This window comes from Pseudovibrio sp. W64 (genome assembly GCF_001623145.1).
GTDB lineage: Bacteria > Pseudomonadota > Alphaproteobacteria > Rhizobiales > Stappiaceae > Pseudovibrio.
Genome location: NZ_LMCI01000047.1, coordinates 150,643 through 163,225 on the forward strand (window position 1 = coordinate 150,643; position 12,583 = coordinate 163,225).

11 protein-coding genes are annotated in these 12,583 nt (G+C 51.4%); 10 read left to right on the forward strand and 1 reads right to left on the reverse strand.

Features of this window, described 5'->3' with window-relative positions; genetic code table 11:
* Positions 1–184: 184 nt before the first annotated feature.
* Complete coding sequence (locus tag PsW64_RS26375; protein WP_208860247.1) at positions 185–1,009, reverse strand: DUF1194 domain-containing protein; 825 nt, start codon at positions 1,007–1,009, stop codon at positions 185–187.
* A 728-nt stretch (positions 1,010–1,737) separates the two neighbouring features.
* Here PsW64_RS26375 and PsW64_RS26380 point away from each other — a divergent pair.
* The 10 genes from PsW64_RS26380 to PsW64_RS26425 all read left to right on the forward strand — a co-directional run bounded on the left by PsW64_RS26380 (position 1,738) and on the right by PsW64_RS26425 (position 12,384).
* Complete coding sequence (locus PsW64_RS26380) at positions 1,738–2,670, forward strand: sugar-binding transcriptional regulator (RefSeq protein WP_244271720.1); 933 nt, start codon at positions 1,738–1,740, stop codon at positions 2,668–2,670.
* A 69-nt stretch (positions 2,671–2,739) separates the two neighbouring features.
* Positions 2,740–3,738, forward strand: a complete 999-nt coding sequence (locus PsW64_RS26385; RefSeq protein WP_082596979.1) for a BMP family lipoprotein — start codon at positions 2,740–2,742, stop codon at positions 3,736–3,738.
* A 306-nt stretch (positions 3,739–4,044) separates the two neighbouring features.
* Entirely contained in the window at positions 4,045–5,583 is a 1,539-nt protein-coding gene (locus PsW64_RS26390; protein WP_063305619.1) for an ABC transporter ATP-binding protein, read from the forward strand.
* A 61-nt stretch (positions 5,584–5,644) separates the two neighbouring features.
* Complete coding sequence (locus PsW64_RS26395; protein WP_063305556.1) at positions 5,645–6,748, forward strand: ABC transporter permease; 1,104 nt, start codon at positions 5,645–5,647, stop codon at positions 6,746–6,748.
* A gap of 10 nt (positions 6,749–6,758) precedes the next feature.
* On the forward strand, positions 6,759–7,727 hold the full coding sequence (locus PsW64_RS26400; RefSeq protein ID WP_057464188.1) for an ABC transporter permease: 969 nt from the start codon (positions 6,759–6,761) through the stop codon (positions 7,725–7,727).
* A gap of 11 nt (positions 7,728–7,738) precedes the next feature.
* A complete protein-coding gene (gene cdd, locus PsW64_RS26405; protein ID WP_063291339.1) occupies positions 7,739–8,143 on the forward strand; it encodes a cytidine deaminase in 405 nt (134 codons plus the stop codon).
* A gap of 2 nt (positions 8,144–8,145) precedes the next feature.
* Complete coding sequence (locus PsW64_RS26410; protein WP_063295147.1) at positions 8,146–8,952, forward strand: purine-nucleoside phosphorylase; 807 nt, start codon at positions 8,146–8,148, stop codon at positions 8,950–8,952.
* Positions 8,953–8,966: 14 nt separating this feature from the next.
* On the forward strand, positions 8,967–9,746 hold the full coding sequence (gene deoC / locus PsW64_RS26415; RefSeq protein WP_063305620.1) for a deoxyribose-phosphate aldolase: 780 nt from the start codon (positions 8,967–8,969) through the stop codon (positions 9,744–9,746).
* A gap of 1 nt (position 9,747) precedes the next feature.
* Positions 9,748–11,064, forward strand: coding sequence for a thymidine phosphorylase (gene deoA / locus PsW64_RS26420; protein ID WP_063305557.1), 1,317 nt, complete (start codon positions 9,748–9,750; stop codon positions 11,062–11,064).
* Between the two features lie 99 nt (positions 11,065–11,163).
* Positions 11,164–12,384 carry a phosphopentomutase gene (locus PsW64_RS26425; RefSeq protein ID WP_063286756.1) on the forward strand — a complete coding sequence of 407 codons (1,221 nt, stop codon included), beginning with the start codon at positions 11,164–11,166 and terminating at the stop codon, positions 12,382–12,384.
* Positions 12,385–12,583: the final 199 nt, after the last annotated feature.

Genomic DNA, 12,583 nt, shown 5'->3' on the forward strand with positions numbered 1-12,583 from the left:
AAAACTTAGAGCTTGCCTGAAACTGTGCACGGCATGCTCTAAGTCTCTTGGGATTACTTATCCTTTAGCGCGTCTTGACAGGCTTTGAAAGAGTCAACTTGCACCGTTTGTGCCTGATATCTGAGCGGCGACAAACGGCAGCAGGTCATACACAGGTTTCAAAAACATTTCGGAGCCAGCAGCATCAGTCGAACAAAGAGCACATGACCATATCTCTGCGTGACTTGGCACGGATGAATTTGGGTTTGTCATCGACAAGACCGGCAATCTCCAGCACAAGCTTCATGCGGATGGCATCACTGAAGCCTTCCTTGGAGCGGACTGGAATCGAAAACGCCCCAGGTCCACCAATGACGCAGTCTTCATAGTAATGGTCCAGATGCAGCATGGATTGCCACGAAATGCTCTCTTCCTTCAGCATCAAAGGCAGACCGTTGACTGTCATACCCTGCGCGATCGCAGCATCACGCGCTTCGGTGACAGCACTGCCCTGATTGTTCGGACCATCACCAGAGATGTCGATGACCTGACGCATGCCGTTGTATTCGTTCGCTATGACCAGATTGACCGCCTGTGTCAGCGCAGAGGAGATGGAAGTGCGCTGCACCCGGCGCAAGGGGGCTTCGGCAATCTTGCCTGCAAACTTACCCGCAGTTGCCTCGTCCGAAATAATGGTCCAGTCCGCAACAACAAAGTGCTCGTCTTTGCCACCCCACTCCATATAGGCAACAGCAATGCGACCGATGGGGCCGTATTTGATCGCATCAAGCACTTCGTCAGATGTCAGTGCCGCAACATACCCTTCTCTTTGAATGCGCTGTTCCTCTGGATCCATGCTTTGAGAAATGTCCACGGCCAGAACCAGTTCAAGGTCCACCTCCTTGGACATATCGAAGTTCAAAGATGCATGAGTATTGGAAGTTGCCAGAATGGGGGTAGAAAACAAGAAACCACCAAGTGCGAATGCGCCCGCAATCGCAGTGAGGGGTTTTGTGCACATGGGCCGCATTTTCAGCCTCCTTTTTTGCAAGGTTCAAGGTGTCCCGGTCACGGACCTCCCCGCCTCAATTTTTTTGTTTTGCTGCAATCGGCACTGAGCTAACGAAAACAGGTTACATCCATAGTATTCCCACGGTCATCCATGAATGTGGAAGACCATTCACTAGCATTGATATATATAGGGTTGTATTAAGCTGGCTCTGCGGAAAATAACTGTTTGATTTGCCAGTAAACGCAATCTGAAGATTTTGCGGCGACAAATGTTGTGCCAGTTAGTGCGTTGAAAATATTTTGTTTATTTTACAAATATTGAGAGTTGATCAAATGTTACATAAAGTTGATTAATTTCTTCATGATCGCTTTGCAAATTTGACCTGAGGCGTGAGTCGTAACCTAAGTAATTTCCGCAAGTACTTGAATTGAAACTATTTGATTTTATTAGTATGGCAAAAACAGTGGTTTAGTTAGCTAGCAATAAGATTCTGCAAATCGCGCAGTTTATTTCCTTGACCTTCCGTTTCACCTAATGCAAATGTGTGTTTGAAATATTTCTCACGTGGTGAAGAAATATTCTTCTCTGATTTGGGGGAGTGCTCAGAAGCTCTGAAACTGAGCATTTCGGTAGGAAAATTGGGAATGGATTCTGGAGGTATTTCCAGAAAGCCATATAGGAATATAAGAGGCTAGACCATGAAGGCAGACGAATGGACCACATCTTTGGCCATTAGGGCCGCTTGGATGTCTTTCATTGGCCGAAGCACTCAGGGAGAGATTGCTGGCCGCCTTGGGGTTTCCCCTGCAAAAGTTCATCGCCTAATAGCACATGCTCAAAAAGAAGGCTTGATAAAATTTCATATCGAAGCCCGGCCTTCTGAATGCGTTGAATTAGAACAATTTCTCTGTAAGCGAATGAATCTGGAAAATTGCTTTATTGCTCCGGATCTTGGCAGCGGTGACGAAACAGACTCTTTCACGGCAGTTTCATCTTTTGCTGGCCAATACCTTCATTCACTTTTTACAACGAATCCACCTAAGCGCATTGGTGTAGGCATGGGGCGCACGCTCCAGTCCACCATCGAGGCAATGCCTCGTGTTCACCTTCCTGAGCTTGAGCTGCTGTCCGTATCCGGCTCGCTCACCCGTCGTCTTTCTGCCAACCCGTATGATGTTGTGCAGCAGCTATGTGCGAAGACGGGCGGTGAAGGTTTCTATCTTCCTGTTCCTTATATTGCTGAAACCAAAGCAGAAAGAGACACCTTTGTCTCTCAGGGCGCTGTTCAGGAGCTGCTCGCAAGAGCTAAGGCCGCAGAACTCTTCATCATCGGCATCGGGTCCGTTGAGAAGGAAGGCCACCTTGTACAACGCAAGCTGATTACCTCTGAAGAACGTGAAGAACTGCTGGAAAGTGGCGCTTGTTCTGACGTGATGGGCCGCTTTGTCGACATTGACGGCAACGAAGTAGCCTGTTCTCTAAACGAAAAAGCAGTTGGTTTGCACTTTGATGACGTCCGCAAGGCGCATGTTGTCGCGATCGTTGGCGGTTACCGCAAGGCGAAAGCAACACTGGCAGCATTGGCGACCGGCATCATCAAGGATCTGATCATCGATGAGGTTTTGGCCAGAGAACTCGCTGGCCTGCTGAAAGAGAACGAGCTCGAAGCAACGACATAAGTTGGGAGTCTGTTCTTCTTAAGGGAGAGTCCTTTCCGCTCTACGGGAAGATATAATAAGGAAGAAACCGTGAAAACCACAACAATCCTCGGTGCAGTTGCTTTAGCAGCAGTCATGACGACTGGAGCTATGGCAGAAACTTTCAAGCCCGCAGTCGTTTATGATTTCGGCGGTCGTAATGACCGGTCTTTCAATGAAGCAGCTTACAAAGGCGCGTTGCAGTTCGAAGAACGCACAGGCATCAAGTTCCGCGATTTTGAGATCCAGAATCCATCTCAGCGTGAACAGGCTCTGCGTAACTTCGCGCGACGTGGTCTCGATCCAATCATCACGATTGGCTTCGCTCAGGCAGCTGCACTGGAGAAAGTTGCTAAGGAATTTCCTGACACGCACTTCGCAATCGTTGATTCCGTTGTAGACCTGCCAAACGTACGTTCCATCGTCTTCAAAGAAGGTGAAGGTTCATTCCTCGTTGGTCTTCTGGCTGCAATGTCAACTGAATCCGACACCATTGGTTTTGTTGGCGGTATGGACATTCCGCTGATCCGCAAGTTTGCATGTGGTTACAAGCAGGGCGCGAAATACGCGAAGCCTGACATTGAAATCATCGAAAATATGACCGGAACCACCGGCGCAGCATGGACTGACCCACTTAAGGGCGGTGAACTTGCTCGTTCACAGTTCGCGCGTGGCGCAGATGTTGTGTTCCATGCAGCAGGCCTGACCGGCACTGGTGTTCTTCAGGCAGCAGCTGATGAAGGCAAGCTGGGCATCGGTGTGGATTCCAACCAGAACCACCTGCATCCGGGTTCTGTTCTGACTTCCATGATCAAAGCGGTAGATGTTGCTGTCGATAAGACGCTGACAGACGCTAAAGAAGGCAAGTGGACATCCGGTGTTGAAGTTCTCGGCCTTGCTGAGAATGGTGTTTCCTGGTCATACGACGAGTATAACAAGCCTCTCATTACAGCAGAAATGCAGTCTGCAGTTGAACAGGCAAAGATGGATATTATTTCTGGCAAAGTAGAAGTTCACGATTACATGGTGGATTCTTCCTGCCCGTTCTAATCTAATGGAAAGTGCCCGCACTATCTGGTGTGGGCATTTTCGCTTACGGTGGTTCTTCGGAACGACCACTCCTTCCAGACTTTCGGTCTTGAAGGGATTTATGAGGGACTTGCGCCCCTGTAGCCCGAGTAGAGTTTTCAGCCTTTGGGAGCGAAGGTTGAAGGGGAAACGAGGATAACTGCATTGGGATCTGTTCTCTGCTTCTCCTGGGGGTGGGGCAACGCTTTTGAAACGGTGTACTTCGAAAGCAAGAACGAGATTGATGCGCAAGTTATTGATTTGATAGACCAGAAAGGCCGGGCAACAGTGGCTGAAAGCAATGTACCTGCCATCGAGTTAATTGGCGTTAGTAAAAGTTTTGGGCCTGTTCAAGCAAACAAGGACATTGACCTTGTTGTAGGAAAAGGGTCCATTCACGGCATCATTGGGGAGAACGGAGCGGGCAAATCCACCTTGATGTCGATCCTCTACGGTTTTTACCATGCCGATAGCGGAACAATTAAGATCGATGACAAGACAACCACTATTCCTGATTCGAAGAGCGCGATTGCGCAGGGCATCGGTATGGTGCACCAGCATTTTATGCTCGTCGATCCATTCACAGTTCTAGAAAACGTTATTCTTGGCGCTGAGGGCGGCGCACTGTTGAAAGATGGTGTAGCAAACGCACGTCGCGAACTTAAGCGTTTGGCAGACGAATACGACATGACAATTGACCCGGACGCAGTCGTGGGTGAATTGCCAGTTGGTTTGCAGCAACGAGTAGAGATCCTGAAGGCTCTGTACCGTGGCGCAGACATTCTCATTCTTGATGAGCCGACCGGTGTTTTGACACCATCTGAAGCTGATCACCTCTTCCGCATTCTTCGCGTACTGCGCGATCAGGGTAAAACAGTTCTGCTTATCACCCACAAACTGCGTGAGATCATGGATGTGACCGATACGGTGTCCGTGATGCGTCGTGGTGAAATGGTGGCCTCTCGCAAAACTGCAGAAACCTCCATGGAAGAACTGGCTGAACTTATGGTTGGCCGCAGTGTTCTTCTGGAAGTGGACAAGCCTGAAGTCGAAGTTGGCAAGCCTCTCCTCAAAGTAGAAGGCCTCAACGTTCGGGATGATCGCGGCGTGATGCGCGTGAAGGATGTTTCCTTCGAAGTGCGTGCAGGTGAAGTTCTTGGTATCGCAGGCGTTTCCGGTAACGGTCAGTCTGAGCTCCTCGCAGCTCTTTCCGGCATCACCCGCGCCGAAAGCGGCAAGATGGAGCTGTCAGGCGAGTCGTTGGACCTCTCAGCGGCACATAATGCAGCTGAAATGCGCACCAAGGGAATGAGCCACGTACCTGAAGATCGCCACCGGATGGGGCTGGTCAACAAGTTCGCAGAATATGAGAACTCCATTCTCGGCTACCATCGCGAACCGAAATACTCAAAAGGTATGTTCCTCAATAAAGATGCGATCCGTAAGGAAGCTAAGGAACGCATTGAGAAATACGACATTCGCCCTCCAACCACCGAAATGACAGCTGCAAAGTTCTCTGGCGGTAACCAGCAGAAAATCGTTCTGGCACGTGAAATTGAGTGCAACCCGGACGTTCTTCTGATCGGTCAGCCGACACGCGGTGTTGATATTGGTGCGATTGAGTACATCCACAACCGGATCATGGACATGCGCGCACAGGGCAAAGCTGTCCTTCTTGTATCCGTGGAGCTTGAAGAAATTCGTTCACTCTCCGACCGCATCATTGTCATGTTTGATGGCAACGTGGTTGGTGAACGCGGGCCAGAAGCAACAGAGCAGGATCTTGGTCTTCTCATGGCTGGTGTCAATCAAGAGGCAGCAGAATGATCATGAACTCCCTGTTTAACAACAAAATTTGCTTTGACCTGACATTTGGGGGAACACAGAAATGAGTAAGGGGCAACTTCCTCGTTGGGTTGACTACGGTGTTTTACCGGCCCTCAACCTGCTCGCGGCATTTATCATCTCTGGCTTGGTCGTTGTAGTAATTGGCGAAGATCCATTCGAAGCCGTTAAATGGCTCGTCTGGGGCGCGCTGGGTTACGGTGAAGGCTTTGGCTATACCCTCTACTACGCAACCAACTTTATCTTTACGGGCCTGGCTGTGGCAGTCGCTTTCCACGCTGGTCTGTTTAACATTGGTGGTGAAGGTCAGGCCTATGTCGGCGGCCTGGGTATCGCTCTGGTCTGCCTTGCCATGGACCGCTTTGTTCCATGGTGGGTGACGTTCCCATTCGCGATTATCGGTGGTGCTGTATTCGGTGCAGCCTGGGCATTCATTCCGGGATACCTGCAGGCAAAGCGCGGCTCTCACATCGTTATTACGACGATCATGTTCAACTTCATCGCATCCGCGTTGATGGTGTACCTGCTGTCTAACATCCTGATCCCTCAGGGCACGATGTCCCCATCCTCTCGTAACTTCGAGGCTGGCGGTCAGCTTCCACTGCTTAGAAACGTCTTCACAAGCTTCGATTTCGGTCAGTCTCCTGTGAACCTCGCGTTCTTCCTCGCTCTCGCTGTTTGCGTGGTGGTTTGGCTTCTGATCTGGCACACCAAGCTTGGCTATGAAATCCGCAGCTTCGGTGCAAACCCGGATGCAGCTGCCTACGCTGGTATCTCCCCGGTGCGCATCACTGTTGTAACCATGCTGATTTCCGGTGCTCTTGCTGGCTTGATGGGCATCAACGTTGTGATGGGTGAGCAGACACGCTTGCTTCTCGACTTCGCAGGTGGTGCAGGCTTCGTTGGTATCGCGGTAGCGCTGATGGGACGAGGGCATCCGATCGGGATTATTCTCGCCTCCATGCTCTTTGGTTTGCTCTATCAGGGCGGCGCAGAGCTGGCGTTCGAAATCCCAACAATCTCACGTGACATGATCGTGGTCATTCAGGCCCTGGTTATTCTCTTCGCTGGTGCTCTTGAGCATATGTTCCGCCCAGCAGTCGTAGCGTTCTTCGATCGCTTCTCATCAAACACAGCAGAAGCATAGGGAGACGGACATGTTAGACACAATCATTCTCGTTCTCGACAGCACATTCCGCCTGTCAACTCCTCTTCTGTTTGCGTGCCTTGCTGGCCTGTTTTCAGAGCGTTCCGGTATTGTTGATATCGGTCTGGAAGGTAAAATCCTCGGCGCAGCTTTTGCTGCCGCTGCCGCAGCCTACGTCTTCCAGAGCCCGTGGATCGGCCTTCTGGCGGGTATCATGGTTTCCGTTATGCTGGCACTGGTGCACGGTTATGCATCTATCAGCCAGCGCGGCAACCAGGTGGTTTCCGGTGTGGCGATCAACTTCCTTGCAGCTGGTCTGACAGTATTGCTGGGTCAGGCATGGTTCTCTCAAGGTGGACGAACACCGGCTCTGTCTCCGGCAACCCGCTTTGAAAGCCTCACGCTGCCATTCGCCGACACTCTGGCAAACGTGCCTGTGCTGGGTCCGATCTATGCCAATCTGATCTCCGGTCACAACATTCTGGTTTATGCATCTTTCGCTGCCGTACCGTTGACCTGGTGGATCATTTTCAGAACCCGCTTTGGTCTGCGTCTTCGTGCTGTAGGCGAGAACCCTTCCGCAGCTGATACAGCAGGTCTATCAGTAACACTGCTACGTTACCGTGCGACAATCATTTGTGGTATTCTCTGCGGGTTCTCTGGTGCTTACCTGTCTGTTGCTCAGGGCGCCGGATTTATTAAAGATATGAGTGCGGGCAAGGGCTTTATTGCTCTGGCAGCTCTTATCTTTGCAAAGTGGAAGCCAGTGAACGCCATGTTCACATGCCTTCTCTTTGGTTTCCTAGATGCATTGGCAATCCGTCTTCAGGGCCAGGAAATTCCTGGAATTGGTGAAGTGCCTGTTCAGGTCTTCCAGGCTCTGCCTTACGTGCTGACTGTGGTTCTTCTTGCCGGCTTCATCGGTCGCGCAATCCCACCGAAAGCATCTGGTATCCCATATGTTAAAGAGCGTACATAAGGACAATAATAATGAGCGCATTTGACAAGCTTTTTGAAGAAGCAAAGGCGGCGCGAGAAACCGCCTATGCGCCATACTCCAACTTCAAGGTGGGCGCTGCATTGCTCACCTCTGATGGCAAAGTCGTCTCAGGGTGTAACGTCGAAAACGGCGCCTACCCGGAAGGCACCTGTGCTGAAGGCGGAGCAATCGCGGCAATGATCCGCGGTGGCTCCACCAAGATCAATGAGGTTGTAGTGCTGGCAGACGCCGCGCTTTGCACACCATGCGGTGGGTGTCGTCAAAAACTTTCTGAATTTGCAAGCAACAAGCAGATCAAGATCCATGTAGCCAACCTCGAAGGTCTGCGTAAAACCTTCACCATGGAAGAACTGCTGCCTGCTGGCTTTGAATTGAATGAACAGATTGAGGATTGATTATGAGCGGATTTGGTAAGGAATCAGCGGAAATTGTACGCGCTGCTCGCCCTGGTGATTATAAAGTTGGGATGATCCTCGGTTCTGGTCTTGGCTCTCTGGCTGAGGAAGTGGAAGACGCGGTTCGCGTGTCTTACAACCGTCTCACTGGTTTCCCTGTTTCTTCTGTTACCGCGCACGCAAGTGAGCTGGTTGCAGGCACTCTGGAAGGTGTCCCGGTTGTTATTTTGTCCGGTCGTGCACACTACTATGAGAGCGGCAACCCATCCGTGATGCGCACTCCGCTTGAGACCCTCAAAGAGCTTGGCTGTGACACAATCGTTGCAACCAACGCTGCAGGCTCCCTGCGTGAAAACATCAAGCCGGGTTCTCCAATGCTGATCAATGACCACATCAACTGGTCTGGTCTGAACCCGCTCATCGGCGAAGAAGATGAGAGCCGTTTCCTCGATCTTTCCGCCGCATACGATCCAGAGCTTCGTGAGCAGCTCAAAAAAGCAGCTGCTGAAACAGGTGAAGACCTCGAAGAGGGCGTCTACATGTGGTTCTCCGGCCCGTCTTTCGAGACACCGGCAGAAATTCGCATGTCTCAGGTGCTCGGTGCTGATGCCGTTGGCATGTCCACTGTACCGGAAGTGATTATGTCTCGCTTCCTCGGCATGCGCGTCGCAGCAATCTCCACCATCACCAATATGGGAGCTGGCCTACAAGCCCACGGCCTCTCTCATGATGAAACCAAGGAAATGGCCCCGCTCGGAGCGGCCAAGATCAAAAAGATTTTGCGTGCCTTCCTCAAAAACATGGCTTGAAGGAAACTGGCAAAATGACCGAAGCATCAACAAAAGAAATAGCAAAGCGTGCTCTAGGACTTATCGATCTAACCAACCTGAATGATGACTGCACTGCAGAAGATGTAGCAGCACTTATTGAGCGCTCAACTACACCTTACGGTCACACTGCAGCCATCTGCATCTGGCCTCGCTTTGTAAAGCAGGCTGCTGAGCTTCTGAAGAACTCTCCAGTTCGCATCGCGACTGTTGTGAACTTCCCTGCTGGCGGTGAAGACACTGCTGCAGTGATCGAAGAAACCAAAAAGGCAGTTGCTGACGGCGCGGACGAAGTTGATCTCGTCATGCCATATCGCGCATTCGCAGAAGGCCGTCGTGGTTTCGCTGAAGATCAGATCAAACAGGTTCGTGGCGCAATTCTTGCTCCAGCACAGCTCAAGGTTATCCTTGAAACCGGTGAGTTGAAAGATCCTCGTTTGATCCACCTGGCTTCTGAAATTGCAATTGCACAGGGCGCAGACTTCATCAAAACCTCAACAGGTAAAGTGGAAGTCAACGCAACTCTCGAAGCTGCGGAAATCATGCTCAACGTACTGCGTGAAACTTCCAAGGAAGATCACCGCGTTGTTGGCTTCAAGCCAGCTGGTGGTGTGCGCACTGTAGAAGAAGCAGCTGAATACCTGAAACTGGCTGACGACTTGATGGGCAGCAACTGGGTATCCTCAGCAACGTTCCGTTTCGGCGCAAGTGGCCTGCTTGATGCAGTGCTCGCTGGCATCGAAGGCCGTGATAACGACACTAAAGAGACCTACTGATATGCTTCCTCAAGAAATCGTTCGTAAGAAACGTGAAGGCGAAGTCCTGACAGCTGAAGAAATTCAGTTCTTTGTAAAGGGCATCACTGATAACAGCGTAACCGAAGGACAGGTTGCTGCTCTGGCAATGGCCGTGTTCTTCCAGGGTCTCAGTGTTGACGAGCGTGTTGCACTGACACTCGGCATGCGTGACAGCGGTGACGTTCTTGACTGGTCCGACATCGGCGCACCAATCGTTGACAAGCACTCCACGGGCGGTGTTGGCGACAACGTTTCTCTGATGCTTGCGCCTGCACTTGCTGCAAACGGTGCTGCTGTTCCAATGATCTCCGGTCGCGGCCTCGGCCACACCGGCGGTACTCTGGACAAGCTGGAAACCATTCCGGGCTATTCCGCAAAACCATCCAACGAACTGTTCCGCAAGGTTGTTCGTGAAGTCGGTTGTGCGATCATCGGCCAGACTGGTGACCTCGCACCTGCTGACAAGCGCTTCTACGGTATTCGTGACGTGACCGCGACTGTTGAGAGCATTGATCTCATCACCGCGTCCATCCTGTCCAAGAAGCTGGCGGCTGGCCTTGAAACTCTGGTTCTCGACGTTAAGTGGGGCACCGGCGCATTCATGGCGAACTACGAAGACGCGAAAGCTCTGGCTGAAAGCCTCGTTCTTGTTGCAAACGGTGCAGGTCTCAAAACCACCGCATTGCTCACAGATATGAACGAGTCTCTGGCATCTGCAGCTGGTAACGCGATCGAAGTTCAGAACGCTGTAGACTTCCTGAAAGGCACCCACGTTGACAATCGTCTGTGGGATGTGACCGTTGCAATTGGTGCAGAAGGTCTTGCCAACTCAGGTCTTGCTGATAGCGTTGATGACGGTAAGAAGAAGATGGAAGAAGCCTTCACCTCTGGTAAGGCAGCTGAACTCTTCGGCAAGATGGTCGGCGAACTCGGCGGTCCAAACGACTTCATGGAGAAGCCGGAAGCATACCTTGCAAAGGCTCCGATCCAGCGCGCAATTCATGTGCCAGAAGCATCTTTGGTGACTGGTGTTGATGCACGTGCAGTTGGTCTCGCAGTTGTTGAACTTGGTGGTGGTCGTCGTGCCGCAGCGGACGAAATCGATCCTGCTGTTGGTCTCACAGACATCGCTGGTGTTGGCACGTCCGTAGATAGCGAAACTCCAATCGCCGTCATCCACGCACACACCGAAGATCAGGTAGAGCGTGCAGAGAAAGTTCTGCGTGACGCTTACACCTTTGGTTCTGCGGCGGACGTTAAAGAGTTCGACACAATCCGTGACCGTATTGCGCCTTAATCTGCGCAGCAATAATTAACTGGCAGGACAGCCTCTCACCTCTTTTGAGCAGACAATTATCTGATTGAGAGCTGTCCTCCAAAAACTAAGGAAACGCGAATGCCACGCGCAATTATGTGTGTACTCGACAGCTTCGGTATCGGCGCAGCCGACGACGCTGACAAGTTTGGCGATGTCGGCTCCGACACCCTTGGTCACATTGCCGATGCATGTGCAGAAGGTAAAGGCGATAAAGAAGGTCTGCGCAGCGGTCCTCTCTCCTTGCCAAACATGGATCGTCTTGGACTGGGTGCTGCCGCTCGTGCATCCACTGGTAAAGACATTAAAGGTCTGGATTTCTCCGGCACGCCAGAATCCCATTGGGGTTTTGCTGCTGAAGTTTCCAACGGCAAAGACACACCATCCGGTCACTGGGAAATTGCTGGCGTACCAGTCACATTCGACTGGGGCTACTTCCCGGATGAAAACCCGTCATTCCCTGCTGAGTTGATCGAAAAGATCATCGAAGTTGGTGAACTGCCGGGCGTTCTGTGTCTGACGCATGGTTCTGGCACTGTTGTCATCGAGGAATTCGGTGAAGAGCACGTCAAGACCGGCAAGCCAATCATCTACACCTCTGCGGACAGTGTTCTTCAGATCGCTGCACACGAAGAGAGCTTTGGCCTTGAGCGCCTGCTGGATCTCTGCGTGAAGTGCCGCACACTGGTAGACGAATACAACATCGGTCGTGTGATTGCCCGTCCGTTTGAGGGCTCTGCTGAAGCAGGCTTTGAGCGGACTTCAAACCGTCGCGACTACTCTGTTCTGCCACCGGCTCCAACTGTTCTGGATCGTCTGGAAGATGCTGGTCGTCAGGTGATTGCTGTCGGCAAGATCTCTGATATTTATGCAGCACAGGGCATCACCAAACTGCTGAAGGGCGCTGGCAACGATCAGCTCTTTGACCGCACTTTGGAAGCAATGGATCTGGCGAAAGACGGAGACCTCGTGTTCTCCAACTTCGTTGACTTCGACATGCTCTACGGCCACCGTCGTGACGTGCCAGGTTATGCCGCAGCTCTGGAACACTTCGACAAGCGTCTGCCAGAGATGATCGAAAAGATGAACGACGGCGACCTGCTCATTCTGACTGCCGACCACGGTTGTGACCCAACCTGGAAAGGCACAGACCACACACGTGAGCATGTTCCTGTACTGGCTCTGGTGAAAGGCGAGAAGGGTTCCAACATCGGAAAACGCCCGACTTTCGCTGATATGGGCGAGTCCGTTGCCAAACATCTTGGAATTTCAACTGGCGAAAACGGAAATAGTTTTCTGTAGATCCACTAGGAAATTTTGAAAATAAGCCGGGCAAGCATTGTTTGCCCGGTTTAGTGTACCGCGATATATTTCTGAATTGCCTATGATTTGCAATTGTTAGAGTGCGTTCCGTTTGTTTGGACACAATCAAACGGCAAGAATTCACTCCAATAAAAATGTTGGAGCATGATGCGTGACTTTAAAGGAACGCGGCATGCTC

What these genes read in the sequence shown, in the direction of transcription:
- PsW64_RS26375 (WP_208860247.1), bottom strand. Translation starts at nt 1,009, where the DNA reads ATGCGGCCCATGTGCACAAAACCCCTCACTGCGATTGCGGGCGCATTC.
- PsW64_RS26380 (WP_244271720.1), top strand. Translation starts at nt 1,738, where the DNA reads ATGTCTTTCATTGGCCGAAGCACTCAGGGAGAGATTGCTGGCCGCCTT.
- PsW64_RS26395 (WP_063305556.1), top strand. Translation starts at nt 5,645, where the DNA reads ATGAGTAAGGGGCAACTTCCTCGTTGGGTTGACTACGGTGTTTTACCG.
- PsW64_RS26400 (WP_057464188.1), top strand. Translation starts at nt 6,759, where the DNA reads ATGTTAGACACAATCATTCTCGTTCTCGACAGCACATTCCGCCTGTCA.
- cdd (WP_063291339.1), top strand. Translation starts at nt 7,739, where the DNA reads ATGAGCGCATTTGACAAGCTTTTTGAAGAAGCAAAGGCGGCGCGAGAA.
- PsW64_RS26410 (WP_063295147.1), top strand. Translation starts at nt 8,146, where the DNA reads ATGAGCGGATTTGGTAAGGAATCAGCGGAAATTGTACGCGCTGCTCGC.
- deoC (WP_063305620.1), top strand. Translation starts at nt 8,967, where the DNA reads ATGACCGAAGCATCAACAAAAGAAATAGCAAAGCGTGCTCTAGGACTT.
- deoA (WP_063305557.1), top strand. Translation starts at nt 9,748, where the DNA reads ATGCTTCCTCAAGAAATCGTTCGTAAGAAACGTGAAGGCGAAGTCCTG.
- PsW64_RS26425 (WP_063286756.1), top strand. Translation starts at nt 11,164, where the DNA reads ATGCCACGCGCAATTATGTGTGTACTCGACAGCTTCGGTATCGGCGCA.